Genomic DNA, 26,024 nt, shown 5'->3' with positions numbered 1-26,024 from the left:
CGACGCCGATGAGCAGCGGAGTCCTCGAGTTCACGGTGTCTCCCGCCGCGAATCCGGCCACCGATGACGAGCGGCATGCGATCCTCGCCGACCCCGGATTCGGCAAGTTCCACACCGACCACATGGTCTCGCTCGACTACTCCGAGGACCGGGGCTGGCACGACGCGCGGGTAACGGCGTACGGGCCGATCGAACTGGACCCCTCGGCCATCGTGCTGCATTACGCGCAGGAAATCTTCGAGGGCCTCAAGGCCTATCGCTGGGCGGACGGGTCGATCGTCTCGTTTCGCGCCGAGGCCAACGCTGCGCGGCTGCGGACATCGGCGCAGCGGATCGCGATTCCCGAATTACCGGACGAGTTGTTCCTCGAATCGCTCCGGCAACTGATCGCCGTCGACCACGAGTGGGTTCCGCCGGCCGGCGGTGAGGAGTCGTTGTATCTGCGGCCGTTCGTGTTCGCCACCGAACCCGGCCTGGGTGTCCGCCCGGCAAAGCAGTATCGCTACATGGTGATCGGCTCACCGGCCGGGGCCTACTTCAAGAACGGCATCAAGCCGGTGACGGTTTGGGTCTCAGCGGATTACGTGCGGGCCAGCCCGGGTGGCACCGGTGCTGCGAAGTTCGGCGGTAACTACGCCGCCTCGTTGGTCGCTCAGGCCGAGGCCGCGGAAAAGGGCTGCGAGCAGGTGGTCTGGCTGGACGCCGTCGAGCGCCGCTACATCGAAGAGATGGGCGGCATGAATCTGTTCTTCGTGTTCGGCAGCGGTGGGTCGGCCCGCCTGGTCACACCGGAGCTTTCCGGCTCGCTTCTGCCGGGCATCACACGAGACTCGTTGCTGCAGTTGGCGACCGACGCGGGATTCGCCATCGAAGAGCGCAAGATCGACATGGAAGAGTGGCAGAAGAAGGCTGCCGACGGCGAGATCACCGAAGTGTTCGCCTGCGGCACCGCCGCGGTCATCACGCCGGTGGCGCAGGTGAAATACGGCGAGGACGAATTCACCATCGGCGACGGCGAATCGGGCGAGGTGACGATGGCACTGCGTGACACGCTCACCGGAATCCAGCGCGGCACCTTCGCCGACACCCACGGCTGGATGTCACGGCTGGGCTGACTCAGGCCCGGACCGCCAGCAGGATCGCAGCGACAGTCGTCGTCAATTCGATTGCGGCACCGAGCACGTCGCCGCTGACACCGCCGAAGCGTCGCGCACAGTGGCGGACCAGCAGCACGGACACCGTCAGCGCGACCAGCACGGCGATCGGCCCCTGCCACAGTGGGTGACCCGATGCCGCCGACGCCGCCAGCAACGCCGCGACCCAGGCCGCGACGACCGGTAGCGGTTGACTGCCGACAACGGCCGCGCCCAACGCGCTGCCGGGAGCGGCCGGTAACCCCCGGCGACAGGCCAGTACCGCCGCCACCCGGCCGGCGCAGACGGCCACGACGATACCGACTGGTGTCAGCGCCGAAAACGCCAGCGCCTGAACGACAATCACCACCACGACGGCGGCCACACCGAACGGCCCGGTCGACCCGTCACGCATCACCTCGCGCGCGCGCTCGGGCGGCCCGTAACACCCCAGCCCGTCGGCGGTGTCGGCCACCCCGTCGACGTGCAGGCCCCGGGTCAGCATCAGGACGGCGGCCACGCCGAGCAACCCGGACAGCGGACTGGCCGAGCCGAACGCCCACCAACCCACCCAGGTGATCGCCGCGGCCAGCGCTCCGAGCGTGGCGCCGACCACCGGCACGGCGGCCATGGCGCCGCGACCGAACGGTCGTCGGCCGGGCACCGGGATCACCGTCTCGAACGCGAAAGCCGCTGCCAGCGCACCGATCACGGCGGTGACGGGCGGTCTGTCACGTCGGCCTCGGAGAACGTCGCCATCGACGCCAGCGTGGCCACCGCGGCCCGCAGCACCGGCAGGGCCACCGCGGCGCCGCTGCCCTCGCCCAGCCGCATCTGGAGGTCGACAATCGGATCCAGGCCGAGGCGAGCCAACGCGAGTGCATGCGCGGGCTCGGTCGACCTGTGGCCGGCCTGCCACCACAGTCGGGCGCCCGGCGCGAGTTGCTCGGCGATCAGCGCGGCGGCCGTCACGACCATGCCGTCGAGCAACACCGGGGTGCGACGCACCGCGGCCTGCGCGCAGAACCCGGCGACGCCCGCCAAATCGGCTCCGCCGCAACACTGCAGGGTGGCGACCGGGCTGGCCAGCACGTGCTCGGCGCGGAACAACGCGTCGCGGACGGCGGCGGTCTTGCGGATCCATCCGGCGTCGTCGATCCCGGTCCCGTAACCGACCGCGACGACCGGCTCGACGCCCGTCAACGCCGCGACCAGAACCGTTGCCGCAGTAGTGTTTCCGATGCCCATATCGCCGGCGATCAGCAGGTCGGCGCCCGCGTCGACCTCTTGGTCGGCGATCTGCCGGCCGGCGTCGATCGCGGCGCGGGCCTCCTGCTCGGTGAGCGCGTCCTCGACGGCGATATCGCCGCTGCTGCGTCGTACCTTGTGCGCGCCGATCTGCGGCGACACCGGTTCGGCATCCACGGCGAGGTCGACGACGCGCACGGTGGCCCCGGCGATGCCGGCCAGCACGTTGATCGCAGCCCCGCCGGCGTCGATGTTGGCGACCATCTGGGCGGTGACCTCTGGGGGATAGGCCGACACCCCGGACCGCGCAACGCCGTGGTCGCCGGCAAACACCACGATCCGGGCGCGGTCGAATTGGGTTGGCGGACAATGCCCTTGGCACGACGACACCCAGACCGACAGATCCTCGAGTCGGCCGAGCGCGCCGCGGGGTTTGGCCAATTCGTCCTGGCGGGCCCGGGCGGCCGCCGCGGCGGTGGTGTCGGGTGGCGTGACCGGCGCGAACATCGTCATACCCCGGGCTGCTTGATCGCGATCGGCTGACCGGCCACCACCAGCACCACCCGGTCGCACAGCACGGCGAGGCGCTGGTTGAGGGCGCCGGTCTCGTCGATGAACCGGCGGGCGGACGCGGTGGCGGCGTGGACCGTCAGCCCGACCTCGGGGCTGACCAGCACCAGCGTCGCGCGGAAACCCGCCACCGAGGTCACCAACTCGTCGAGATCAGCGGAGATGGAACCACCTTCCCAGGCCCGGCGCCGATCCAGGGCCGCCGTCAACCAGCCGCCGATATCGTCGACCAGCGTCGGCGTGGTCGGCGATCGCCGCAATTGCTGTGCCACGTCGTCGGTTTCGACGGTGGACCAGTGCCGTGGCCGCCGGTCGCGGTGCTCGTCGACCCGGCGTCGCCAGGCCGGATCGGAGTCGGTGGAACTGCCGGTCGCCAGGTAGCGCACCTGCTGATCAGCCGGCGCGGACTCGGCGATCACTGCCTCCGCCCACCGCGACTTTCCCGACTTGACTCCGCCGAGCACCAGGGTCCGCACCGTGGATCAGTCGCCCCGCGGCGAGCGCATGGCCCGGCGTGGCCTAATCGACACGGGCGCCGTGCTTGACTTGAGGTCGCGGCGCCCGCATCCGGCGCAGCTGTGACGCTCGACTGGTTGCGTAAAGCGCCAGCTTCAAACGACTTTCGGTGTCTTCGGGGAATTTCTCGTCCACCCGCCGGGTGACTTTGCGGCCCAGCAGGAGTCCGTCAAGCGCCATCACGGCCATCAGCAACAGCATCGCCGGCGACACGTAGAACTGGAGTTGGGGGATGGCGAACATGAAGAACATCAAGCCCAGCGCGGACGGCATGAACAACCCGAGCACGTTGCGGCGGGCGTCGACGATATCGCGGACATAGCGTCGGACCGGTCCCTGATCGCGTGACAGCAGATACCGCTCGTCGCCGTTCATCATGCGCTCGCGTCGCTCGTTCGTCTGAGCGCGGCGCACAGCGCTCTGCGCCTTGCGTTCCTCGCGGCTGAGCTTGGGTCCCGCCAACGACTTCCGCCGGGCCCGCGCCTCCGACGAGGTCATCGGTGCCGGCGCGACCGGACCCCGGCGCCCGGCGTCGCGCCGTGGCGTGGGCCGGCCCTTGGGCGCGGTGGTCTGCGGGGCGCGGGCATCGGGCACCTCGACGGCAACCACCGGGGGCGACGCGTCGCCCGGTTCGTCATTGTTCTTCCGGCCCAGCAGTTTCACGACCGCTAGATTACTTCGCGGCCGATCGTCTGGAAAACGGCCGGGTTCAGGGCGCAATCGTCGAACCGCCCTAGTGTTGCTGAGATGAGTGGGCCGGCACACCCTGCGCCCGACCTGCGGCTGCTGATCGCTCCGGACAGTTTCGGTGACTCGTTGACCGCGGTGCAGGCGGCCGCCGCCATCGCGGCGGGCTGGAACCGGGTGCGTCCCGGTGACCGCATCGTCGTCGCGCCGCAGTCCGACGGCGGCCCGGGGTTTGCCGACGTCTTGGCCGGCCGATCGGGCGAACGGCGACACCTGCGTGTGCACGGCCCGTTGGGCGACGACGTGCTCGCGGACTGGGTGTGGGATGCGTCGTCGCGAACCGCTTGCCTTGAATGCGCGCAGGCCTGCGGGCTGGCGCTGCTCGACGGGCCGCCGACACCGCGGACCGCACTCGCGGCGCACAGCCGCGGCGTGGGCCAGCTCATCGCCGCCGCACTGGAAGCGGGCGCCGCGTGCATCGTGGTCGGATTGGGTGGCTCGGCCTGCACCGACGGCGGTCGTGGGCTGGTCGAGGAGCTCGGCGGCCTGTCGGCGGCCCGGCAGCGGCTGGCTGGGGTCGAGCTGACTGCGGCGTGTGACGTTGAATACCCGCTGCTGGGGCCGTGGGGCGCGGCCCGGGTGTTCGGTCCGCAGAAGGGTGCCGATCCAGCCACGGTGTCCGCCCTGGAAGAACGCCTCGAGCAGTGGGCCGGCGAGCTCGATGCTGCAGCCGGGCGGCTGGTCAGCGCAGAATCCGGGGCCGGGGCCGCCGGCGGGATCGGTGCGGCGCTGCTAGCGCTGGGTGGGCGAAGCGAGTCGGGCGCGGCGATCATCGCCGAGCGCACCGGCCTGGCCGCCGACCTCGCCGCCGTCGACCTGGTGATCACCGGGGAGGGCAAGTTCGACGAGCAGTCGCTGCGCGGAAAGGTGGTCGGCGCGCTCGCCGCAGCGGCACGGTCTGCGCAGGTACCGGTGGTGGTGCTGGCCGGTCAGGTGATGCTGGACGAGGCGACCTTCCAGTCCGCCGGCGTTCTGGGGGCCGCCTCGATTTCCGATCACGCCGGTTCGGTGCGGCTGGCGCTGGCCGATGCCGCCAACCAGCTGATCGGGCTGGCCTCCGAGGTCGCGGCACGACTCGGGAATAGCGGCGCGACAAGGTACCTTTGAGGAGGTGGGCCAACTCGCTACCGCGAGCCCACCCAGAGACCAGTACTTACAGGGAGAAGCAATGACTGTTCAGGACGAGTCAGCAACCGCCACCACCCACGGCGCGATCTTGACCGATGCTGCGGCAGCCAAGGCCAAGTCGCTGCTGGACCAGGAGGGCCGCGACGACCTGTCGCTGCGCATCGCCGTCCAGCCCGGCGGATGCGCCGGTCTGCGCTACAACCTGTTCTTCGACGACCGCACCCTCGACGGCGATCTCACCGTGGAGTTCGGCGGCGTGACGTTGACGGTCGACCGGATGAGTGCGCCCTACATCCAGGGCGCCTCGATCGACTTCGTCGACACCATCGAGAAGCAGGGTTTCACCATCGACAACCCGAACGCCACCGGTTCTTGCGCCTGCGGCGACTCGTTCAACTGACGCGCACCAGCGCCTCAGTCACCTAGCGCCTCAGTACAGACCGGCGGTCCGCAGTACATACGAGCACACCAGAACTTGGTTGTGCTGACTCAGTAGTTGCGCCACGCCCTGCACCTCCCTGCGTGCGCTGCTGCCGTTGGCTTCCTGGACGCGCATGCTGAACAGCACCTGGGCCTGATAGTTCGACCAGTAGACGATCTTGTCGATCGACGTCACCCGCGCATCGGAAAATTGCTTGCGGAACGCGTCGCTGCTCAGTTTGGCCACCGCCTGATCGGATCGGCGGTCGCGTACGGCGTCGTAGATGCCGCACAGCGCATGGCGGGAAATGGTCTCGGTGTCGCGTTGCTGCAGGGCGTCCAGATAGCCCTGGATGGCGGCCGTGGCCGTCGAATCGGAGAACGCACCGGCCGCTGCCGACGGAGGGCGGTGCGAGGCGTACAGGATCGCCGCGGTCGCTGCGGCGATCACCAGCAGTGCGACCGCGCTCCCGACCAGCAGCCGCCGACGACGGGGTTTCGGATAGGGCAGCGGCGGCGGCGCGGGCGGGTACACCGGGCCCGGCGGTGGTGGCGCGAACCCCGGCGGGGCCGGGATGGGTTGGCTGGGATGGGTGTCGGTGAGCGGTGATCCGTCGGCGCCCGCTCGGTGGTCCGACGGGTACGGACCAGGCATAAACGGGTCTCCTCGGATTGCAAGTCTGCGCGGCTCTGGATGAGTCAGGCCGCCGCGAGGTTGTCCTACGGAGGCTAGCGGCCCTTGGCCCGCGCTGCAGAGCCGACCATAGCCACCGGTAGGCTCAACTAGCCGAGCTTTGGACCTGAAGGGGTGGATTTCGTGACGATCGCGGTAACCGGTTCTATCGCCACTGACAACTTGATGCGGTTCCCGGGTCGGTTCTCCGAACACCTGCTGGCCGAGCACCTGGAGAAGGTGTCGCTGAGCTTCCTGGTGGATGACCTGGTGATCCACCGCGGTGGTGTCGCCGGAAACATCGCCTTCGCGATCGGCGTCCTCGGCGGCGACGTGGCCCTGGTCGGCGCCGCCGGTGACGACTTCGTCGGCGACTACGGCAAGTGGTTGCAGTCGCACGGTGTCAACACCGACCACGTGCTGATCTCGAAATCCGCTCACACTGCGCGTTTTGTCTGCACCACCGATGAGGACCTGGCCCAGATCGCCTCGTTCTACCCGGGCGCGATGTCGGAGGCAAGCAACATCAAGCTGGCCGACCTGGTGTCCTCGCTCGGCAAGCCCGACCTGGTGATCATCGGCGCCAACGACCCGGCCGCGATGGTGGTGCACACCGAGGAGTGCCGCGAGCTCGGCCTGCCGTTCGCCGCCGACCCGTCGCAGCAACTGCCTCGGTTGTCCGGCGAGGAGATCGACAAGCTCGTCGACGGCGCGGAGTACCTGTTCACCAACGACTACGAGTGGGAACTGCTGCAGTCCAAGACCGGCTGGACCGAAGCCGACGTGGCGAAGAAGGTCGGCTTGCGGGTCACCACGCTCGGCGCCAAGGGCGTCGACATCGTCGACAAAGACGGCAGCACCCTGCATGTCGACGTCATCCCCGACGCCAACCCGGTCGACCCCACCGGTGGCGGCGACGTCTTCCGGGCCGGCTTCCTCACCGGTCGCAGCGGCGGCCTGAGCCTGGAGCGCTCGGCGCAGCTGGGCTCGCTGGTCGCGGTGCTGGTGCTGGAGTCGACCGGCACCCAGGAATGGACCTGGGACGCCGCGGCAGCCAAGACCCGGCTGGCCAACGCCTACGGTGCCGACGCCGCCGACGAGATCGCCGCGATCCTGAAGTAACCCCTAGCGGGTCGCCGCCGAGCGCGGCGGAAGGCCGGGTGAAGCGGGTCGCCGCCGAGTACTAGCGGCGATCGCAAGCGCGGCGGAAGGCCGGGTGAAGCGGGTCGCCGCCGAGTACTAGAGCTCGACGGGGTATTGCGGCTCGCTGATCTGTGGCACCACCCGGTGCTCGACGAAGATCGCATGCCACAGCATGAAGATCAACACCGTCCACAACCTGCGGCTGTGATCTGATGTCCCGCAACGGTGTTCGTCGAGCATCCGCAGCACGGCCGCCCGGTCGATCAGGTAGTCGGTGGCCGATGCGTTGACCGTCTCGTGCGCCCACTCCAGCAGCGGGCCGGCCCGCAGCCAGTGCCGAATCGGCACCGGGAAACCGAGTTTGGGCCGGTTGAGCACATGTGCCGGGACGACCGACTCGAGCGCCCGGCGCAGGGCGTACTTGGTGGTAGTGCGGGTGATCTTGGCGTCCACCGGGAGTTTGGACGCGACGGCGAACACCTCGGGATCGAGAAACGGCACCCGTAGTTCCAGCGAGTTGGCCATCGTCATCTTGTCGGCTTTGACCAGGATGTCGCCGCGCAGCCAGGTGAACAGGTCGATGTGCTGCATGCGCGCGACCGGGTCCCAGGCGCCGGATTCGGCGTACACCGGCGCCGTGACGTCGATGTGGGTCCATTCCGGACGGAATGCCGTCAGCACGTCGCGCAGTTGCGCGTCGGAGAAGCTGCGCGCGTTGCCGTAGTACCGCTCTTCGAGCGTCAGCGATCCGCGGTGCAGCAGGCTCTTGCCGCGCATACCTTCCGGCAGCGGCTTGGACACCTTGCCCATCGAACGCCGAAGCGGCCGGGGCAGGTAATCGAAAGGCTTGAGCGACAACGGTTCCCGGTAGATCGTGTAACCGCCGAACAGCTCGTCGGCACCCTCGCCGGAGAGCACCACCTTGACGTGCTTGCGCGCTTCGCGGGCGACGAAGAACAGCGGGACCAGCGCCGGGTCGGCCACGGGTTCGTCGAGATACCAGACGATTTCGGGCAACGCCTCGACGAACTCCTCCGCGCTGACCACCTTGGCGATGTGGCGGGCTCCGATGGCCTCGGCCGACGCGACCGCGACGTCGACCTCCGAGAATCCCTCGCGCTCGAAGCCGGTGGTGAAGGTGATCAACCGCGGGTTGTGCCGGATGGCCAGCGCCGCGATCGCCGTCGAGTCGATCCCTCCGGACAGGAACGCGCCGACCGTGACGTCGGCCCGCATGTGCTTGGCCACCGAGTCCTCCAGGACCGCGGTGATCTCGTCGTAGCGGTGCTGTTCGGTGCCGCGCGACAGCGGAACCGACTGGAACCGCGGCACGAAGTAACGGGTGGTCGACGGCTCCTGGCCGGGTCGGATGCGGGCGTAACAGCCTGATTCCAGGCGGCGCACACCGCGGTGCAGAGTCTCGGGTTCGGGCACGTACTGCAGCACGGTGTAGTGCTGGACCGCGCGCTCGTCGATCCCAGCGTCGAACCCGATCAAATCGGCGAGGTCCAGCAGACATTTCTTCTCGCTGGCCACCGCGGTGCCCCCGGTGCCGGTCGCCATGAACAGCGGCTTGATGCCGAACGGGTCTCGGGCACAGAATAATTCGTCGGTCGAGGTGTCCCAGATCGCGAACGCGAACATGCCCCGCAGTCGCAGTAGCGCGTCCGGCCCCCAGTAATGGAACGCCGCGACGATCGCCTCGCCGTCGCCGTCGGTGGCGAAGACGGCGCCGTGCTGCTCGGCGAGCTCAGCGCGCAACTCCAGGTAGTTGTAGATCTCGCCGTTGAACACCAGCTCGTAGCGATCGGGGCTGTCCACCGGCCCCCAGCGCAGCGGCTGATGCGAGTGGGCGATGTCGATGATGGACAGCCGGTTGAAGCCGAAAACGACGGTTCCCCCGGGGCCGGCCCACGTCCCCGGCTCGTCGGGCCCGCGATGGCGCATCAGCTGCGATGCCCGCGCGATGGCCTCGGTCGCGGCGTCCGCGCCGCCGGACGGGTCGGCGCCGGCCGGGGCGGCCACAAAGGCCAGCAGTCCACACATCGCCGATCAGTATGCCGCACCGCGGCGACCGATCACGGATGCCGCAGGGCGACGGCCGAACATGGATTCCGGCCTGCTCGCTGACGCCGCGATCGGTCGACACGAAAAGCGGCGGGCCTGCACACAGGTCCGCTGCGTGGGTGGTCTACGCTGCGTAGTATTCGACGTGCGAGTCATCCGACAGTCCCGTGAGCTGGGATGCGGGGTCGGTTCAGCTTGTAATTCAGGGAGGCGCGACCGTGACATCTCGCGGGCCAGGCTGTTCGCAGGGCCGTACCTCAGCTTTGCGCCGGTTACGCCGGCCCGCTGTCGTCGGCATGCTCGGTGTGTTGGCGATGAGCCTGAGCGGCTGCAGTTGGTCGCAGGCCCTGGGCCTGGGCTGGCCGACCGGTATCACCGAGGAAGGCGCCTGGAACCGCCAGCTGTGGATCGGTTCGGTGATCGCCGCATTGGTGGTCGGCGCCGTCGTCTTCGCGCTGATGTTCTGGTCGTCGGTGTTCCACCGCAAGAAGGCCACCGACACCGAGTTGCCCCGGCAGTTCGGCTACAACATGCCGCTCGAGCTGGTGCTCACCGTGACGCCGTTCCTGATCATCTCGGTGCTGTTCTACTTCACCGTGGTGGTGCAGGAGAAGATGCTGCACCTGGAGGCTGACCCCGAGGTTGTCGTGGACGTCACCTCGTTCCAGTGGAACTGGAAGTTCGGCTACCAGAAGGTGCAGTTCAAAGACGGCACCTTCAAGTACGACGGCGCCGACGCGGCGAAGAAGGCCGCGATGGTGTCCAAGCCCGAGGGCAAGGACAAGCACGGCGAAGAACTGGTCGGCCCGGTGCGCGGACGCAATACCGAGGACCGCACCTACCTCAACTTCGACAAGGTCGAGACCATTGGCACCAGCACCGAGATTCCCGTGCTGGTGCTGCCCGCCGGCAAGCGAATCGAATTCACGCTGGCCTCAGCCGACGTGATCCACGGGTTCTGGGTGCCGGAGTTCCTGTTCAAGCGCGACGTGATGCCCGACCCGGCGGCCAACCACTCCGTCAACCGCTTCCAGGTGGCGAAGATCGACCGGACCGGTGCCTTCGTGGGTCGTTGCACCGAGATGTGCGGCACCTACCACTCGATGATGAACTTCGAAGTCCGGGTGGTTCAACCCAACGACTTCAAGGCCTACCTGCAGCAGCGGAGCACGGGCAAGACCAATGCCCAGGCGTTGCAGGCCATCGCGCAAAACCCGGTGGCGGTCACCACTCATCCGTTCGACACCCGCCGCGGCGAGATGGCGCCGCAGGCGAGCAAGTAGGGATAACCCATGCACATCGAAGCCCGGCTGTTCGAGTTCATCGCAGCGTTTTTCGTCTTCTGCACGGTGCTCTACGGCGTGCTGACCAGCCTGTTCGCCACCGGTGGCATCGAGTGGGCCGGGACCACGGCGCTGGCGCTGACCAGTGGACTGGCGCTGATCATCGCCACCTTCTTCCGCTTCGTCGCCCGTCGGCTCGACACTCGCCCCGAAGACTACGAAGGTGCTGAGATCAGTGACGGCGCAGGCGAACTGGGCTTCTTCAGCCCGCACAGCTGGTGGCCGATCCTGATCGCACTGTCCGGCTCAGTGGCAGCGGTCGGGATCGCGCTCTGGCTGCCGTGGCTGATCGGAGCCGGCGTGGTGTTCATTCTGAGCTCGGCCGCCGGACTTGTCTTCGAGTATTACGTAGGCCCGGAGAAGCACTGACCCGGCGTCGGTGAAGGTCACAATCCGGGCGTCAGTTCATCCGAGACCCGGTCGCCCGGAATGTCCTGCGGGATCTGGTTGGGTAGGGTTTCCCGAGGCACATTCGGGCAATATCGGAGCGCGCGCCCCACAACACCGTCACGGTGCTGCGTACGCCGATGAAGTAGTCGAACAGGACAGACGATCATGAGCGGGCCGAATCCACCAGGACCGGAGTCCGAAGAACTGGAACCCGGCATCGAGGCCACCCGTAGCGCAAACGAATTCGACGGTGGTGACAGCGATCTCGGTGTGGGCGCGGGGGACCCCGACGCCGAGATCCCGACTGGTCAAACCGACGTCTACTCGCGCGCCTACTCGGCTCCGGAGTCCGAACACATCAGCAGCGGGCCTTACGTGCCGGCCAACCTCGACCTCTACGACTACGACCATTACGAAGAGCCGGCCCCGCACGACGAGGACGAGAAGACCGCGCGGTGGCCGTGGATCGTCGGCGTCGCCGCGATCGTCGCGGCGATAGCCCTCGTGGTGTCGGTGTCGTTGCTGTTCACGCGTTCTGACAACACCAACACCGCCGCGCCCAGCAGCGCGCCCGTGTCGACACCCCCGATCCAGGACGAGTTCCCGTCGTCCAAACAACGTCCGGCGCCGCCGTCGTCCAAGGAGGCAGTGCCGCCGGCCCCGCCGCCGTCGAGTGAGCAGCAACCACCGCCGCCGGCGTCGTCCCCGGAGTCCGTGCCGCCACCTGCCCCCGCCCCTGAGCCGGCACCCGCGCCCGCGCCCGCGCCCGCCCCGGCACCTGCCCCGGCGCCCGCTCCGACCGGGCCCAAGCAGTACACGTATTCGGTGACCGGCACCAAGGCCCCGTTCGACCAGATCACGATCACCTACACCGATTCGTCGGGGATGCGACGGACGCTGTCCAACGTCTACATCCCCTGGACCATTACGCTCACGCCGATTTCGGCATCCGACGTCGGGTCGATCGAGGCGTCCAGCCTGCTGCGGCTGAGCAAGCTCAACTGCAAGGTCACCGCCAGCGATGGAACTGTGTTGTCGGCCAACGAGAACAACCAGCCACAGGTCAACTGCTGATGCCCGACAGGTATTCGTCAGCCTGGGGTAGCGGCGGCAAGCTCACAGCGGTCACGTCGGACCGGGTTCTGGTCGGCTCGTGCGCCGCCGTCTGGCTCGCGCTGGTCGGGACGAGCGTGGCCGCGCTTGTCGCGCTGATGGATCTGGGCCGCGGTTTCCACGCCGCCAAGGGCAACCCGCACGCCTCGTCGGTGCTCTACGCGATCATCATCATTTCCGCGCTGATCATCCTGGCCGCGATCCCGATGCTGTTACGCGCCCGCCGGATCATCAAGGACGCTCCGGTAGCCCGTTCGGCGGGCTCGCCGGCGCGAACGGTCAGCGCCCGGTCGATCCGGGCCGGGCAGCCGACCGGGGTGGCCGAGGGTGGTCCCGAGCCGGTCAGCGCGCGACGGCCGGCTCTCGACGGCCCAGAGGTGGACCGGTTCTGGTTGCGCGGCACCGCCGCGCTGATGGGCGCCATGGGCGGGGCTCTGCTCGCGGTGGCCGCGGCGACGTATGCGATGGCGATCGGCCACGACGGCGTCTCCTGGACCGGCTACGCGATCGCCGGCGCCATCACGCTCGTCATGCCGCTGGTGCCCTGGCAGCAGGTGCGGCAACTGCGCGGCAAGCTCGCGCGCTGACACACGCCCCGCACTGACACACGCCTCGGACTGACACACGCCGGGACTCAACCGGCTGCCCGACAACGCAAAGATCCCGGCTCCGTTGCCGAAGCCGGGATCAGCGCGACGTACTAGTTGTGGCCGTTCGTCGATCCGTGACCGTTGCTCGACCCGTTGCCGTTGCTCAACCCGTGGCCGTTGCTCGAGCCGTTGCCGTTGCTGTCGCCCTGGTGCTCGCGCAGCGCGGTGAGCGCACGGGACTCGGCGGCGTGGTGGGCCTCGGACAGCGCATCAGCCTCGGACGGCGGGTCGGCGTAGAGGAAACTGCCGGAGCCGGGGGAGCCGGCCGAGCCGAGCTTGTTCATCTTCACCGGCACCGGAGCGCCCTGGTATTCGAGCGGCAAGGGGTGGCCGTGCTCGTCGACAGGTCCCAGCGGCTGATGCAGCTCGATGTAGGCACCGTGCGGCAGCCGCTTGATGATGCCCGTCTCAATGCCGTGCTCGAGAACGGCACGGTCACTGCGCTGCAGCGCGACACACCAGCGGTAGGTGATGAAGTAGATCAGCGGCGGAAGCACCACCATGCCGATGCGTCCCATCCACGTCGTCGCATTCAGCGAGATGTGGAACTTGTAGGCGATGATGTCGTTGATCGACGAGTACGTCAGCACCATGTAGAACGCGATCGCCATGGCGCCGATCGACGTCCGTACCGGCACATCGCGTGGGCGCTGCAGCAGGTTGTGGTGGGCGGTGTCGCCGCTGAATCGCTTCTCCAGGAACGGATACACGATCAGCAGGGCGAAGATCCCCAGCATCAGCGTTCCGACCGCGACCGTCGCGGGGATGGTGTGGTGGAAGAAGTAGAACTCCCAGGCCGGCCAGAGTCGGGCCAAGCCGTCGGGCCACATCATGTAGAAGTCCGGCTGCGAGCCTGCCGAGACCTGAGATGGCTTGTAGGGTCCCAGATTCCAGATCGGGTTGATCTGCAGCAGACCACCCATCAGTCCCAGGATGCCGGTGGTCAATGCGAAGAACGCACCGGACTTGACGGCGAACACCGGCATCACGCGAACGCCGACGACGTTGTTCTCGGTGCGGCCGGGCCCGGGGAACTGGGTGTGCTTCTGGAACCACACGAACGCCAGGTGGGCCCCGATCAACGCCAGGATGATGCCCGGCAGCAGCAGGATGTGCAGCCCGTACATCCGCGGAACGATGTAACCCGCTGCGGTGCAGTCGTTTCCGGCACCACCGCAGGGGAAGTCGCCACCGAACAGCGCCCAGTGCAGCCAGGTGCCCACCACCGGCATTCCCAGGGTGATCGAGGACAGTGCGGCGCGCAGGCCGATGCCGGACAGCAGGTCGTCGGGCAGCGAGTAGCCGAAGTACCCCTCGAACATCGCCAGGATCAGCAGCAGCGAGCCGATCACCCAGTTGGCTTCACGGGGCCGGCGGAACGCGCCGGTGAAGAAGACCCGGGCCAGGTGCACCATGATCGACGCCGCGAAGAGCAGGGCGGCCCAGTGGTGGACCTGGCGGACGAACAGCCCGCCGCGCACCTCGAAGCTGATGTCGAGGGCCGACGCGAACGCCTTCGACATCTCCACACCGCGCAGCGGCTGGTAGACGCCGTTGTAGGTGACTTCCTGCATGGACGGGTCGAAGAACAGCGTCAGGTACACACCGGTCAGCAGCAGCACGATGAAGCTGTACATGGCGATCTCGCCGAGCAGGAACGACCAGTGCGTCGGAAAGACCTTGTTCAGCTGGCGGCGTGTTGCAGCCGAGAGGTGATAACGGGAGTCGACGGCGTTGCCTTGGCCGGCCAGGACGTCGCCGATTTTAGGGGGACTCAGTGTTGGACTCATATTGTTGTGCGCTCCCAAAATGCCGGTCCGACGGGCTCGATGAAGTCGCCGTTGGCGACCAGATAACCGTCAGCATCGATTGTGATGGGTAGTTGGGCCAAAGCACGCGCGGCCGGGCCGAATATCGGCTTTGCGTAATGCAATGCGTCGAACTGCGACTGGTGGCACGGGCACAGGATGCGGTAGTCCTGCTGCTCGTAGAGGGACGCGGGGCAGCCCAGGTGCGAACACACCTTCGTGTAGGCGAAGAGCTCACCGAAGTTGAAGCTCTCCTGGCCCTTGCGCTTGACCACCTTCGGCAGGTCGGTGGATTTGATGCGGATCAACATCACCGGGTTGCGGACGGCGGACAAGATCAGGGACAACTTCTCGTGCGACTCGACCGTGGTGCCGTCACCGTCGGACTCCCGCCACGGAAAGACCGTTTCCATGCCGCCGGCGTCCAGGTCCTCCGGGCGCATCTTGGTGAACGGCGCGCTCTTGCCCTCGCCGGTGGCCCGGGCAAGGAAAATGGTCTCGCCGTGGAACCGTGGCGTCCAGCCCGAGGTCCACAGCACGGCTTTCTTGCCGTCGGCGGTGTCCACGACCGGCTTCCACGGATTCTTGATCAGGCCGCCGGCAAACGCCACCAGCGTGCCGAGGCCGAACGCTCCGAGGCTCGCGCCGAGCGACAGGCCGATCAGTTTGCGACGACGCAGGGTCGATCCTTGGAACGCGTCGTCGAGGTTCGCCGCGGCGGTCTTGCGGTCGATCTCGTCGGACCCGGCTTCGCCGTAGTGGCGGTCCTGGATCGAAATCTCTTCGGGGATGAACTTTTTCTGGAACAGCACCGCACCGATCGCGATGCACAGCACGGAACCACCGAAGGTCAGCCCGTACAGCGGGGTCGCGAGCGAGTACGCCAGGTTGCCCGAGGCGCCTTCGGGCTGGTACTCCCACGGCCAGAACAGGAAGACCAGCAGCAGCGCCAGGCCCAGCAAACCGCCCAGCAGCAGCCAGACGGCCACCGAGCGCTCGGCGCGCTTCTCGGCCTTGGTGCCCTCGACCGGCCAGCGTGGTTCTTTGAAGACGGTCGTGACGCCGTCGAGGCGACCGCCGAGTTCGACGAGCTCCTCACGCGACATCGCGTTCAACTCGGCCTCGGTGGGCTGTGTGCCCTTCGGCTCGTCGGTCATGATCGCGCCCCAATCCACAGTGCCGCGCCGATGCAGGCCACCATCCCGACGATCCACGCCACCATGCCTTCGGGCGCGGGACCGAAGCCGCCCAGGCCGTTGCCGCCCTGACTCCGTTCCGTGGTCGCGTTCTTCACGTACGCGATGATGTCCTTCTTGGCGTCGAACGAGAGTTGACGGTCCGAGAACTTCGGCATGTTCTGCGGCCCGGTGCGCATCGCGGCGAGAATCTGCTGCTCGTTGGCCGGAGCCAGATCAGGGGCGAACTTGCCGGAGGACAGCGCGCCGCCCTTACCGGTGAAGTTGTGGCACGAGGCGCAGTTCAGCCGGAACAGGTCGCCACCGCGGCCCAGGTCATTGCCGCGCAGCGACGTCGTCTCGATGCTGCCGTCGGCATTACGTTCCACAATCGGCCCGCCACCGTTGGCCTGCACGTAGGCGCCCAGCGCATCGACCTGTGCCTCGTCGAAGATCGGGTCCTTGCGCATCGCCTGGGCCTCGCCACGCATCGCGGGCATCCGGCCGGAGCCCACCTGGAAGTAGACCGCGGCCTCGCCCACACCGATCAGGCTGGGCCCGCGGTCCGGGACGCCCTGCAGGTTGGCGCCGTGGCACGTCACGCACGAGGTGTCGAAAAGCTGCTTGCCCGTTCGCAACAGCGCCGACGACGATTCGTCGGCGACGGCCACCTGCGGGCTGGGGGTCAAGACGGCGGCCAACCCGCCGGCGACCACGAGGGCCAGCACCAGCAGCAGTCCGGCCGACAACCGGCGACGCAGGCGGCGGCGCGCCCGGTCACTCAGCGATCGGTTCAGCCCCAGTTTCTTCAACCGAGCACTCCTGTTCTTGAGCATGCTGGTCATCGGATGAAATAGATCGTGGCGAACAGCGCGATCCAGACGATGTCGACGAAGTGCCAGTAGTAGGACACCACGATCGACGCGGTCGCCTGGGCGGGGGTGAACTTGCTCATCGTGGTGCGCGCCAACAGGAAGATGAAGGCGATAAGACCGCCGATGACGTGCAGCCCGTGGAATCCGGTGGCCAGGTAGAACACGCTGCCGTAGGCGCTGCCGGGGATGGTGGTTCCGTGGCTCACCAGGTGGAAGTACTCGTACGCCTGGCCCAGGACGAAGAACAACCCCATCCCGAAGGTGAGCAGGTACCAGCGGCGCAGGCCGAACACGTCTCCGCGCTCGGCCGCGAACACACCCATCTGGCAGGTGAACGACGACGCGATGAGCACCAGCGTCACCGGCACCGCCTGGTACAGGTTCAGCTCGGTCGGATGCGGCGGCCAGTCGCCCGCCGCCTGCGCCCGCGCAGTGAAGTAGAAGGCGAACAGTCCAGCAAAGAACATCAACTCGCTGGAAAGCCACACAATGGTGCCGACACTGACCATGTTCGGGCGGTTCAGCGAATGCACTCGCGCCGTGATTGCCGTACCCGAGGTCCCTACCGCACTCGTCACATCCGCAAGTATGACGCTTTGTAGTTGTCCAGCTCTACCCGGGGCGGCAATTCGGCGTGTGATATTCGCACACATGTCCGGCCGCACCCCTGTCCGCCGTCGCAGCAGGAACATCGTGGGACCATCTACGGCGTGGTGACCTCATTTTCCGGGCCCGCTGAGCAGCCCTCGGAGGGGTCACTGTCGTGGCCGCGAGTCCTGGAATCACTGACCGAAGGCCGAGACCTGCCGCGCGGGCAGGCCGGCTGGGCGATGGAGCAGATCATGTCCGGCGCCGCGACGCCGGCGCAGCTCGCCGCGTTCGCCGTTGCGATCAAGATGAAGTCGCCGACGTCTGCGGAAGTGGGCGAGTTGGCCGACGTGATGCTCCGGCACGGCCGCCGGCTGCCCACCGACAAGATCGGGACCGACACCGTCGACGTGGTCGGCACCGGCGGCGACGGCGTCAGCACGGTCAACCTGTCCACCATGGCGGCGATCGTGGTGGCTGCCAGCGGGGTTCCCGTGGTCAAACACGGCAACCGCGCGGCCTCGTCGCTGGCCGGCGGGGCGGACACCCTGGAAGCGCTCGGCGTGCGCATCGACCTGGACCCCGACGAGGTCGTGCGCAGCGTGGTCGAAGTGGGGATCGGGTTCTGCTTCGCACCCCAGTTCCACCCGTCCTACCGGCACGCCTCGGCGGTGCGGCGGGAGATCGGCGTGCCGACCGTCTTCAATCTACTTGGGCCACTTACCAATCCGGGGCAGCCGCGAGCCGGGCTGATCGGCTGCGCGTTTGCAGACCTGGCCGAGGTGATGGCCGGAGTCTTCGCCGCGCGCCGGTCCAGCGTGCTGGTGGTGCACGGCGACGACGGTCTCGACGAGCTGACGACCACGACGACCAGCACGATCTGGCGGGTGCAGGCCGGGACGGTGGACAAGCTGACGTTCGATCCCGCCGGGTTCGGGTTCGCCCGGGCCGAACTCGAGGAGCTGCTGGGCGGCGACGCGACCGCCAACGCCGGGGAGGCCCGTTCGGTGCTGGCGGGGACCAAAGGCCCGGTGCGCGACGCCGTCGTGCTGAACGCGGCCGGCGCGATCGTCGCGCACGCCGGGCTATCCAGCCGCGCCGAGTGGCTGCCGGCGTGGGAAGACGGACTCGGCCGCGCCGCCGAGGCGATCGACAGCGGTTCGGCCGAACAACTGCTCGCGCGTTGGGTGCGGTTCAGTCAGCAGCTCTGAGTCGCGGCTGGTGACGGCCTGTTCGGCCGCCACCCGCGCCGAACGCGCCGCCGCGGCCCACTCGGCCCACGGGCCCGCCGACCGCACCGGCGAACACCACCCCTGCTCGCCGCTGGTTCTGACGATGCGCACGCCTGGAGCGGCGAGCCAGAGCACAATCAGCGCTGTTTCCTCGACCAGCGCGCCGCCCAGCGGGGCGGGCTGCGGCAGGACCACCTGAGCGCCGGCCTCGATCGCCTCGACGACGGGCATCGGCGGAACGCCGCGACGGGCGCAGCCGGCCGCCGCGAGCTGACCGTGCCGGATGACGGCGAGCTGCCACCCGCCGGCGCCGTCTGGAGCGGCCGCCACCAGCTCGGGCAGCGCAGCCAGCGAACGCAGGCGCTGACCGCGCCACAGCACGTCGGCGGCCTCCACGGTGTGATCGCGCAGCCGGGCCGCGGTCTCGTAGCGCTGACGTCCGGCCAGCTCGGCGATCCGCTCGGCGGCCGCCGCCAGAGCGGAATTGTCCAGACCGTCGATCAGCGCGATGGCACGCTCGGCCGCGGGCCGGTAGTGCGCCGCGGTGACGTCCCGCTCGGCCGGGCAGGGCGACACCTCGCGCTGCGGGCAGGCCGGCCCGTGGGTCGCCATCCGGCTCAGCCGCTTGGTGCAGGTGCGCACACCGGTGAAGCGGGCCAGCAGGTCGGCGGCGTCGGCGGCGTCGGCGCGCGACCGGAACGGTCCGACGGCGCGGTCGTGGCGCGGTGTGCGCACCACTGACAACCGCGGGAACGCCTCGTCGCTGAGCACCAGCCACCACCAACGTTGCGGAAATTTCGACCGACGGTTGTACGGCGGCGCATGCGCGCTCAGCATCCGCAGCTCGCGGACGCCGGCTTCGAGCGCGTGCGCGCATTCGATGTGTTCGACCCGGGTGGCCAGCGCGACCATCTCTTTCATCCGGGTGCGCTGATCCGAGCCGTTGAAATACTGACTCACCCTGCGCCGCAGGTTGATTGCGGTTCCGACGTAGAGCACTTCGTCGGACGGTCCGTGAAAAAGGTAGATGCCCGGTCGGCGCGGCAGCCCTTCGGCAAGTACCCGTTTACGGCGTTGCGCCGGCGGCACATTCGGAAGGTAGGTCCGCAGCTCGGCGTAGCTGTGTATGCCCTGGTTGCCGACGCGCTCGATCAGCGCGTGCAGCACCTCGACGGTGGCCCGGGCGTCGTCTAGGGCGCGGTGGGTGGGCTGGTTGGCTACGGCGAACAACCGGGCAAGTGACGCCAGTCGGACGCTGGGTGCCTCTTCCCGGCTGAGCACCCGGCGGGCCAACTGGACCGTGCACAGTGTCTGGGGCCGAGCCCAGCGGATTCCGCACTGCTCGGCGGCGGCCCGCAAAAACCCCATGTCGAACCGGGCGTTGTGGGCTACCAGCACCGCGCCCCGGGCGAACTCCAGGAACATCGGCAGCACCCCGGCGATGGTCGGCGCATCGCACACCATGGCCGTGGTGATGCCGGTCAGTTGAACGATCTGCGGTGGAATGCTGCGCTGCGGATCGACCAGGGTGGCGAACTCACCCAGCACCACGCCGCCGCGGACCTTCACCGCGCCGATCTCGGTGATCGCGTCGGGGGCTTTGCCGTCGCGGGCGTTCATCCGGCCGCCGGTGGTCTCCAGGTCGACGACGACGAAAGTTGTTTCGCGCAGCGATGTTTCGGTAGCCCCGTCCAGGTCGGGGATGCACAGCTGCTCGGCAGCGGGCGCGCCCATGGCGGCGACGTTAACCACTCGCACCGACACGGCACGGACTCTGCCGCGGCGCGTCGCGCCGGGCGGCGATGCGAGGGGTGGTCGGCGAGCGCGGAAAAACTTGTCGGTGCCCGCGGTTAGCGTCTCGAATCAACACCCGACCGACACGACGGAAGGAGCAGCCTCATGGCGCTCAGCAGCGAGCCTGAACAGGCGGCGGTAGTTCCGCCCGACCCGGCGGAACCCGTGATCATCGACTGTGAGGACTGCGCGGTTCGCGGTCCGGGGTGCCGGGATTGCGTCGTCAGCGTGATACTCGGGGTACCGGAAACTTTGCTGGAAGATGAGCGCGCCGCCCTCGAGGTGCTTGCCGACGCGGGGATGGCGCCCAGGCTGCGGTTGGTACCCGTCCATCGCCAGCGGCCTGGTGTTGCCTAACGCCGTTAGCATGAAATCTTGCTGTTTTCTTAACAACTCACAGTTGGACAAGCCCGAAGGCGTTTCGTAACCTATCTGAGACCTAAAGCAGATCCGGTCTTCTACCGACGCGTTTTAAGGATGCAAGGTTTTGCGAAAAAGGCTAAATGGTGACCGCGTTTCTTTGCGCGTCGCTCGGCGCTTGGCTGTTGCAGCGCTAGCCGGATTCGTCGCTCTCTCCGGAGTGGCCGCCAGCGGTGTGCTGGCCGATCCGGCCAACGACGCGACGGCAAAGCTCAGTGAGCTTTCGCGGCAGGCCGAACAGACCACCGAAGCGATGCACAGCGCGCAGCTTGATCTCAACAACAAGCTGGCTGCGCAGCGAGCCGCTGACAAGAAGCACGCCGACGCGGTTGCCGCGGCCGACGCCGCGAAAACCCGGTTGGCAACTTTCCAGGCCGGTGTCGACAAGTTTGCCGCCGCGATGTACATGGGTGGTCGCACCGACGGCATGAACGCGATCATGACCGCCGAGTCGCCGCAGCAGCTGATCGGCAAACTCGCGGTCTCGCGAGTCATCTCCACCGCGATGCTGGCGCAGATGGCGACCTACCGCGCCACCCGTGAAGAGGCCGCCAAGGCCGAGTCGGAGTCCGCGAAGTCGGCTGCCGACGCCAAGACCGCGGCCGAGCAGGCCGCCTCGGTAAGGGCCGACCTGCAGTCCAAGCAGAGCCGGTTGCAGCTGCAGATCGGCATCGTCAAGTCGCAATACCTCGCTCTCAACCCGCACGAGCGCACCGCGTTGGCCGCGCCGGGTCCGCCTCCTCCCGCGGCGCCGCCCGCTCCTGACGCACTGCCGCCGGGCGGTGGACAGCCCGGTGGCCCGGGCGCCGGACCGGGCAGCGGCCAGGGCGCGATCGCCGTTCAGGCCGCGTTGACGCGGGTCGGCGACCCGTACTCCTGGGGTGGCGCCGCGCCGGGTGGCTTCGACTGTTCGGGCCTGGTGATGTGGGCATTCCAGCAGGCCGGCATCGCGTTGCCGCACTCCAGTCAGGCGATGGCGCACGGCGGACAGCCGGTCTCGCTGTCGGACCTGCAGCCCGGCGACGTGCTGACCTTCTATTCCGACGCCTCGCACGCCGGCCTCTATATCGGCGACGGCATGATGATCCACTCGTCCACCTACGGTGTGCCGGTACGGGTGGTGCCGATGAACTCCTCCGGCCCGATCTACGACGCCCGCCGCTACTGACGGCCGGCGCGGGCTACTGGCCTGCGTCCTGATCGCCGAGTTGGCCGCCGCCGCCTTCTTCGCGACGCGTCCTGCTGTCGACGCCCCGCCCGCGCCGCCCGCCCAGGCGCTGCCCGCCGGTTCGCCAAGTCTCGAGGTGGGCGATCGCACGCTACAGATGACGAACCTCGGCGGTGGGCGCGGGCAGACACTGCTGTCCCGCGTGGCCGAAGGCATCGGCCCGGCCATCGACGCCGTCGAGGCCTTCTGGGGCGTCGACTGGCCCCGCGACATCGACGTGGTGGCCACCGGCACTCAGCAGCAGTTCGCGGCGAAGGCGGGTGGCGGCCCGGCGGCGCAGTGGGCCGACATCGCGGCGATCGCCGTCGCCGACCGGGTCGATCCGGCCCACCGGGCGGCGCTCGGCCAGCGGATCGTCTTCGCGCCCGGAGCGGTGGACATGAATCAGCGTGCCTTGCGAATTGTGTTGACGCACGAGCTTTTTCACTACGCTGCTCGCGCCGACACTGCGCTGGACGCACCGCGATGGCTGACCGAAGGCGTAGCCGACTACGTCGCACGACCGCAGCGTCCGCTGCCCGACATCGGCCTCCCCGCGGCACTACCCTCTGACGCTGATCTCGACGATCCTGGTTCGCGGCGGTCGCAGGCCTACGACCGGGCCTGGACGTTCGCGCTCTACGTCGCCGACACCCGTGGTCCGCCGACGCTGCGGGCGTTCTATGTCGCCGCCTGCGGCGATCGGCACACCACCCTGCCGGCGGCGGTCCGACAGGTGCTCGGCACCGACGACGCGGGGTTGCTCGCGGATTGGCGGCAGTGGTTGACCCGTCAGCCCACGCGCTGACCGTCAAGCTAGCCTTCCTAGGTGTCCCGGGTCCTGCTGGTAACCAACGACTTTCCGCCACGGCGCGGCGGTATCCAGTCCTACCTGGTCGATTTGGTGTCCCGGCTCGCGGCTGCGGGGGAGCACACGCTCACCGTGTACGCGCCGCAGTGGAAGGACGCCGACGCCTTCGACGCCCGGACCGCCGGCTACCACGTTGTGCGCCATCCGGGCACGTTGATGCTGCCCGGCCCGGGCGTCGAAGCCCGGATGCGGCGGCTGATCGGCGAACACGACATCGACACCGTCTGGTTCGGCGCCGCCGCGCCGTTGGGCCTGCTGGCGGCGCGCGCCCGTCAGGCCGGGGCGAGGCGGGTGCTGGCCAGCACGCATGGCCATGAGGTGGGCTGGTCGATGCTGCCGGGTGCCCGGTCGGTGCTGCGCCGCATCGGCGACGACAGCGACGTCGTCACCTACGTGAGCAGCTACACCCGAGGGAGGTTTGCCTCGGCGTTCGGACCCAAAGCCGCCCTGGAGCACCTGCCACCCGGCGTCGACACCGAGCGATTCCGGCCGGATCCGGCCAGTCGCAGCGAGATGCGCGCCCGCTACGGCCTGGGCGAGCGGCCGACCGTGGTGTGCCTGTCCCGTCTGGTGCCGCGCAAAGGACAGGACATGTTGATCAGGGCACTGCCCGCCATCCGGCGGCGGGTCGACGGCGCGGCCCTGGTCATCGCCGGCGGCGGCCCTTACTCCGACACGCTGCGCGGGCTGGCCGAGCAATCGGGTGTCACCGAGCACGTCCTGTTCACCGGCGGCGTTCCGTCCGCCGAGTTGCCCGCCTATCACGCGATGGCGGACGTGTTCGCCATGCCGTGTCGCACCCGCGGCGCTGGGCTGGACGTCGAGGGCCTCGGCATCGTCTTCCTGGAGGCGTCGGCCACCGGCGTGCCGGTCGTCGCCGGATCTTCCGGCGGAGCACCGGAAACTGTGCAGCACAACAAGACCGGGCTCGTGGTCGATGGCCGGTCGGTCGAGCAGATCGCCGATGCGGTCAGCGAATTGCTGGCCGACCCGGCTCGCGCCGCCGCGATGGGCGCCGCCGGCCGGCAATGGATAACCACGCAGTGGCGCTGGGATGACCTGGCCGGACGACTTTCCGAACTGATCCGCGGCTAGTCCTTGGCGTAGATCGCCTCGATGTCGCCGGCGAATTTCTCGGCAACGACCTTGCGCTTCACCTTCATCGTCGGGGTCAGTTCACCGGTGTCCTCGGTGAAGTCGACGGGCAGGATGCGGAACTTGCGGATCGACTCCGCATGCGACACCGACAAATTCGCTTGCTTGACGGCCGCGTCCACCTCGGCGAGCAGATCGGGGTCATTGGCCAGGTCGCCCACCGATGCGCCGGTGGCCTTGCCGTTGCGCTGCTTCCAGCCCTCGATCGCCTCGGGGTCGATCGTGATCAGCGCTCCGACGAACGGCTTGGCATCACCGACCACCATCGCCTGGCTGATCAACGGGTGGGCCCGCAGTTGGTCTTCCAAAACCGCTGGGGCGACGTTCTTTCCGCCCGCGGTGACGATGATCTCCTTCTTGCGGCCGGTGATCGTCAGATATCCGTTTTCGTCGACCGCGCCCAGGTCACCGGTCTTGAACCAGCCGTCTTCGAAGGACTCGGCGGTGGCCTGGTCGTTGTGCCAGTAGCCCTGGAACACCACACCACCGCGAAGCAGCAGTTCGCCGTCGTCGGCAATGCGTAAGCTGTTGCCCGGCACCAACTTTCCGACCGTACCGATTTTGCATGCGCCCACCTGGTTCACTGTGATCGCCGCGCTGGTCTCGGTCAGCCCGTAGCCTTCGTACACTGTCAGGCCGACGCCGCGGTAAAAGTGGCCCAGTCGGGCGCCCAGCGGTGCACCCCCGGACACCGAGGCGCGGCAGTCGCCGCCGAGGGCGGCGCGCAGCTTGTGGTACACCAGCCTGTCGAACAGTACGTGCTTGGCCCGCAACAGCAGACCCGGGCCGCCGCGGTCGGACGCCTCGCTCCAGTCGACCGCGGTCTGCGCGGCGATCTCGAAGATCCGGCCCTTGCCGTCGCTGGCGGCGTTCTGCGCGGCGGTGTTGTACACCTTCTCGAACACCCGGGGCACCGACACCACGACCGTCGGCTTGAACACCCCGAACATCGGCACGAGATTCTTGATGTCACTGGTGAATCCGACGATGACCTTGTTGTGGAACGCGCACAACGTCAACGCCCGGGCAAGCACATGCGCCAGCGGCAGGAAGATCAGCAGCCGCTCGCCCTTCTTCAGCAGCGTCGGCAGCACCTCCTTGGTGCCGCGGGTCTCGTAGACCAGGTTCGCGTGCGTCAGCTGGCAGCCCTTGGGGCGGCCGGTGGTACCCGAGGTGTAGATCAGCGTCGCCGGATCGCTGCTGCGCAGTGCCTCGACGCGGGCGGTGAGTTCGGCCGGGTCGACCGACGAGCCCTGCTGCTCGAGTTGCTCGAGTGCCTTCGGCCCTGATCCGTCGATGTGTAGCACCCGCCGCAATTCGGGAAGCTCGCCGGCCAACTCGGAGATGATCGTCGCGTGGGCGTCGGTCTCGGCGAACGCGACGACGGCGCCCGAGTCGCTGAGCACCCAGCGCACCTGCTCGGCGGACGAGGTCTCGTAGATCGGGACGGTGACCGCACCGGTCGCGAGGATCGCCTGATCGAGAATCGCCCACTCGTAGCGGGTGGCCGAAAAGATCGCCACCCGGTCGCCGGGTCGGACTCCTTCTGCGATCAAACCCAGTGCGGTCGAACGGATTTGGGCGGCAGCTTGCGCGCACGTCACGTCGGTCCAGGTCCCGTCGACCAGTCGCTGATAGATCACCGCGTCGGGGTCGTCGCCCTCGTGCTCGAACACCGTCGACACGATGTTGTCGCGCTCGCCGACCGTGAAGTCGGCGGGAACAGTCAATTCGCGCACTCGTCTGACCTCGCTTCAG

24 protein-coding genes and 1 pseudogene are annotated in these 26,024 nt (G+C 68.2%); 13 read left to right on the top strand and 12 right to left on the bottom strand.

Translation table 11 applies throughout. The features are described from left to right. Positions 1-8 precede the first annotated feature (8 nt). Positions 9-1,115 (top strand): branched-chain amino acid aminotransferase, encoded by a 1,107-nt coding sequence (locus CYU59_RS15540; RefSeq protein WP_292991152.1) that lies wholly within the window; start codon positions 9-11, stop codon positions 1,113-1,115. 1 nt (position 1,116) lies between these two features. Here the strand turns inward: CYU59_RS15540 and CYU59_RS15535 are convergent, their stop codons facing one another. Genes CYU59_RS15535 through CYU59_RS15520 form a run of 4 tightly spaced genes read right to left on the bottom strand, consistent with a single transcriptional unit; the run spans position 1,117 to position 4,076 of the window. Further along, positions 1,117-1,845, bottom strand: a complete 729-nt coding sequence (locus CYU59_RS15535) for an adenosylcobinamide-GDP ribazoletransferase (protein WP_292991150.1) — start codon at positions 1,843-1,845, stop codon at positions 1,117-1,119. Further along, complete coding sequence (gene cobT / locus CYU59_RS15530) at positions 1,842-2,894, bottom strand: nicotinate-nucleotide--dimethylbenzimidazole phosphoribosyltransferase (RefSeq protein ID WP_292991148.1); 1,053 nt, start codon at positions 2,892-2,894, stop codon at positions 1,842-1,844. Before cobT ends, CYU59_RS15535 begins: the two co-directional genes overlap by 4 nt. After that, the gene (locus tag CYU59_RS15525; protein ID WP_292991146.1) at positions 2,891-3,427 is read right to left on the bottom strand and encodes a bifunctional adenosylcobinamide kinase/adenosylcobinamide-phosphate guanylyltransferase; all 537 of its coding nucleotides are present in this window, start codon (positions 3,425-3,427) and stop codon (positions 2,891-2,893) included. The genes cobT and CYU59_RS15525 overlap by 4 nt, the downstream gene beginning before the upstream one ends. 43 nt (positions 3,428-3,470) lie before the next feature. Beyond that, positions 3,471-4,076, bottom strand: a complete 606-nt coding sequence (locus CYU59_RS15520; RefSeq protein ID WP_292991380.1) for a DUF3043 domain-containing protein — start codon at positions 4,074-4,076, stop codon at positions 3,471-3,473. A gap of 138 nt (positions 4,077-4,214) precedes the next feature. On the opposite strand from CYU59_RS15520, the gene CYU59_RS15515 reads away from it, so the two are divergent. Beyond that, positions 4,215-5,321 carry a glycerate kinase gene (locus tag CYU59_RS15515; protein ID WP_292991144.1) on the top strand — a complete coding sequence of 369 codons (1,107 nt, stop codon included), beginning with the start codon at positions 4,215-4,217 and terminating at the stop codon, positions 5,319-5,321. A 61-nt stretch (positions 5,322-5,382) separates the two neighbouring features. After that, complete coding sequence (locus CYU59_RS15510; RefSeq protein WP_292991143.1) at positions 5,383-5,742, top strand: iron-sulfur cluster assembly accessory protein; 360 nt, start codon at positions 5,383-5,385, stop codon at positions 5,740-5,742. 30 nt (positions 5,743-5,772) lie between these two features. On the opposite strand, the gene CYU59_RS15505 is transcribed toward CYU59_RS15510, so the two are convergent. Then, positions 5,773-6,417 (bottom strand): hypothetical protein, encoded by a 645-nt coding sequence (locus CYU59_RS15505; RefSeq protein WP_292991141.1) that lies wholly within the window; start codon positions 6,415-6,417, stop codon positions 5,773-5,775. 162 nt (positions 6,418-6,579) lie between these two features. Here CYU59_RS15505 and CYU59_RS15500 point away from each other — a divergent pair, with 162 nt between their 5' ends. Beyond that, positions 6,580-7,557, top strand: coding sequence for a carbohydrate kinase family protein (locus CYU59_RS15500; RefSeq protein ID WP_292991138.1), 978 nt, complete (start codon positions 6,580-6,582; stop codon positions 7,555-7,557). 117 nt (positions 7,558-7,674) lie between these two features. On the opposite strand, the gene asnB is transcribed toward CYU59_RS15500, so the two are convergent. Then, positions 7,675-9,624 (bottom strand): asparagine synthase (glutamine-hydrolyzing), encoded by a 1,950-nt coding sequence (gene asnB, locus CYU59_RS15495; RefSeq protein ID WP_292991135.1) that lies wholly within the window; start codon positions 9,622-9,624, stop codon positions 7,675-7,677. Positions 9,625-9,941: 317 nt separating this feature from the next. Between asnB and CYU59_RS15490 the strand changes: the two genes are divergently transcribed. From CYU59_RS15490 to CYU59_RS15475, 4 genes are all read left to right on the top strand, one after another. After that, positions 9,942-10,928: a cytochrome c oxidase subunit II gene (locus CYU59_RS15490; protein ID WP_292991378.1), complete on the top strand. Its 987-nt coding sequence runs from the start codon at positions 9,942-9,944 to the stop codon at positions 10,926-10,928. Between the two features lie 9 nt (positions 10,929-10,937). After that, positions 10,938-11,357 carry a cytochrome c oxidase subunit 4 gene (locus CYU59_RS15485; protein ID WP_292991134.1) on the top strand — a complete coding sequence of 140 codons (420 nt, stop codon included), beginning with the start codon at positions 10,938-10,940 and terminating at the stop codon, positions 11,355-11,357. Positions 11,358-11,543: 186 nt separating this feature from the next. Continuing rightward, on the top strand, positions 11,544-12,452 hold the full coding sequence (locus CYU59_RS15480; protein WP_292991132.1) for an MmpS family transport accessory protein: 909 nt from the start codon (positions 11,544-11,546) through the stop codon (positions 12,450-12,452). Beyond that, complete coding sequence (locus CYU59_RS15475) at positions 12,452-13,078, top strand: DUF2561 family protein (RefSeq protein WP_292991131.1); 627 nt, start codon at positions 12,452-12,454, stop codon at positions 13,076-13,078. Before CYU59_RS15480 ends, CYU59_RS15475 begins: the two co-directional genes overlap by 1 nt. A gap of 113 nt (positions 13,079-13,191) precedes the next feature. Here the strand turns inward: CYU59_RS15475 and CYU59_RS15470 are convergent, their stop codons facing one another. Genes CYU59_RS15470 through CYU59_RS15455 form a run of 4 tightly spaced genes read right to left on the bottom strand, consistent with a single transcriptional unit; the run spans position 13,192 to position 17,577 of the window. Continuing rightward, positions 13,192-14,931: a cytochrome b N-terminal domain-containing protein gene (locus CYU59_RS15470; protein ID WP_292991129.1), complete on the bottom strand. Its 1,740-nt coding sequence runs from the start codon at positions 14,929-14,931 to the stop codon at positions 13,192-13,194. Next, positions 14,928-16,106 (bottom strand): ubiquinol-cytochrome c reductase iron-sulfur subunit, encoded by a 1,179-nt coding sequence (locus tag CYU59_RS15465; protein ID WP_292991127.1) that lies wholly within the window; start codon positions 16,104-16,106, stop codon positions 14,928-14,930. The genes CYU59_RS15470 and CYU59_RS15465 overlap by 4 nt, the downstream gene beginning before the upstream one ends. Next, the gene (locus tag CYU59_RS15460; RefSeq protein WP_292991124.1) at positions 16,103-16,960 is read right to left on the bottom strand and encodes a cytochrome c; all 858 of its coding nucleotides are present in this window, start codon (positions 16,958-16,960) and stop codon (positions 16,103-16,105) included. Before CYU59_RS15460 ends, CYU59_RS15465 begins: the two co-directional genes overlap by 4 nt. 5 nt (positions 16,961-16,965) lie before the next feature. Then, positions 16,966-17,577, bottom strand: coding sequence for a heme-copper oxidase subunit III (locus tag CYU59_RS15455; protein WP_292991123.1), 612 nt, complete (start codon positions 17,575-17,577; stop codon positions 16,966-16,968). 132 nt (positions 17,578-17,709) lie between these two features. Here CYU59_RS15455 and trpD point away from each other — a divergent pair, with 132 nt between their 5' ends. Then, a complete protein-coding gene (gene trpD, locus CYU59_RS15450; RefSeq protein WP_292991121.1) occupies positions 17,710-18,798 on the top strand; it encodes an anthranilate phosphoribosyltransferase in 1,089 nt (362 codons plus the stop codon). On the opposite strand, the pseudogene CYU59_RS15445 reads toward trpD, so the two are convergent. Further along, positions 18,736-20,553: pseudogene (locus CYU59_RS15445) on the bottom strand (DEDD exonuclease domain-containing protein); the annotation flags it as partial. The gene trpD and the pseudogene CYU59_RS15445 sit on opposite strands and share 63 nt — an antisense overlap. Positions 20,554-20,718: 165 nt before the next feature. Between CYU59_RS15445 and CYU59_RS15440 the strand changes: the two are divergent. The 4 genes from CYU59_RS15440 to CYU59_RS15425 all read left to right on the top strand — a co-directional run bounded on the left by CYU59_RS15440 (position 20,719) and on the right by CYU59_RS15425 (position 24,206). Beyond that, a complete protein-coding gene (locus CYU59_RS15440; protein ID WP_292991119.1) occupies positions 20,719-20,970 on the top strand; it encodes a hypothetical protein in 252 nt (83 codons plus the stop codon). 181 nt (positions 20,971-21,151) lie between these two features. Then, the gene (gene ripC / locus CYU59_RS15435) at positions 21,152-22,201 is read left to right on the top strand and encodes a peptidoglycan hydrolase RipC (protein WP_292991117.1); all 1,050 of its coding nucleotides are present in this window, start codon (positions 21,152-21,154) and stop codon (positions 22,199-22,201) included. 109 nt (positions 22,202-22,310) lie between these two features. Next, complete coding sequence (locus CYU59_RS15430) at positions 22,311-23,048, top strand: hypothetical protein (RefSeq protein ID WP_292991376.1); 738 nt, start codon at positions 22,311-22,313, stop codon at positions 23,046-23,048. A gap of 21 nt (positions 23,049-23,069) precedes the next feature. After that, entirely contained in the window at positions 23,070-24,206 is a 1,137-nt protein-coding gene (locus CYU59_RS15425; RefSeq protein WP_292991114.1) for a glycosyltransferase family 4 protein, read from the top strand. Here the strand turns inward: CYU59_RS15425 and CYU59_RS15420 are convergent. Further along, positions 24,203-26,005, bottom strand: coding sequence for a long-chain fatty acid--CoA ligase (locus CYU59_RS15420; RefSeq protein WP_292991113.1), 1,803 nt, complete (start codon positions 26,003-26,005; stop codon positions 24,203-24,205). The two genes, CYU59_RS15425 and CYU59_RS15420, sit on opposite strands and share 4 nt — an antisense overlap. Positions 26,006-26,024 lie beyond the last annotated feature (19 nt).

The sequence above is a fragment of the Mycobacterium sp. genome (assembly GCF_002863225.1).
Classification (GTDB): domain Bacteria; phylum Actinomycetota; class Actinomycetes; order Mycobacteriales; family Mycobacteriaceae; genus Mycobacterium.
This window is presented reverse-complemented; position numbering and strand designations above follow the sequence as displayed.

Coding starts and splice junctions, on each gene's coding strand:
- CYU59_RS15515 (WP_292991144.1), top strand. CDS start 4,215: ATGAGTGGGCCGGCACACCCTGCGCCCGACCTGCGGCTGCTGATCGCT.
- CYU59_RS15540 (WP_292991152.1), top strand. CDS start 9: ATGAGCAGCGGAGTCCTCGAGTTCACGGTGTCTCCCGCCGCGAATCCG.
- CYU59_RS15460 (WP_292991124.1), bottom strand. CDS start 16,960: ATGCTCAAGAACAGGAGTGCTCGGTTGAAGAAACTGGGGCTGAACCGA.
- CYU59_RS15490 (WP_292991378.1), top strand. CDS start 9,942: ATGCTCGGTGTGTTGGCGATGAGCCTGAGCGGCTGCAGTTGGTCGCAG.
- CYU59_RS15470 (WP_292991129.1), bottom strand. CDS start 14,931: ATGAGTCCAACACTGAGTCCCCCTAAAATCGGCGACGTCCTGGCCGGC.
- asnB (WP_292991135.1), bottom strand. CDS start 9,624: ATGTGTGGACTGCTGGCCTTTGTGGCCGCCCCGGCCGGCGCCGACCCG.
- CYU59_RS15475 (WP_292991131.1), top strand. CDS start 12,452: ATGCCCGACAGGTATTCGTCAGCCTGGGGTAGCGGCGGCAAGCTCACA.
- CYU59_RS15440 (WP_292991119.1), top strand. CDS start 20,719: ATGGCGCTCAGCAGCGAGCCTGAACAGGCGGCGGTAGTTCCGCCCGAC.
- CYU59_RS15510 (WP_292991143.1), top strand. CDS start 5,383: ATGACTGTTCAGGACGAGTCAGCAACCGCCACCACCCACGGCGCGATC.
- CYU59_RS15505 (WP_292991141.1), bottom strand. CDS start 6,417: ATGCCTGGTCCGTACCCGTCGGACCACCGAGCGGGCGCCGACGGATCA.
- CYU59_RS15465 (WP_292991127.1), bottom strand. CDS start 16,106: ATGACCGACGAGCCGAAGGGCACACAGCCCACCGAGGCCGAGTTGAAC.
- CYU59_RS15485 (WP_292991134.1), top strand. CDS start 10,938: ATGCACATCGAAGCCCGGCTGTTCGAGTTCATCGCAGCGTTTTTCGTC.
- cobT (WP_292991148.1), bottom strand. CDS start 2,894: ATGACGATGTTCGCGCCGGTCACGCCACCCGACACCACCGCCGCGGCG.
- CYU59_RS15480 (WP_292991132.1), top strand. CDS start 11,544: ATGAGCGGGCCGAATCCACCAGGACCGGAGTCCGAAGAACTGGAACCC.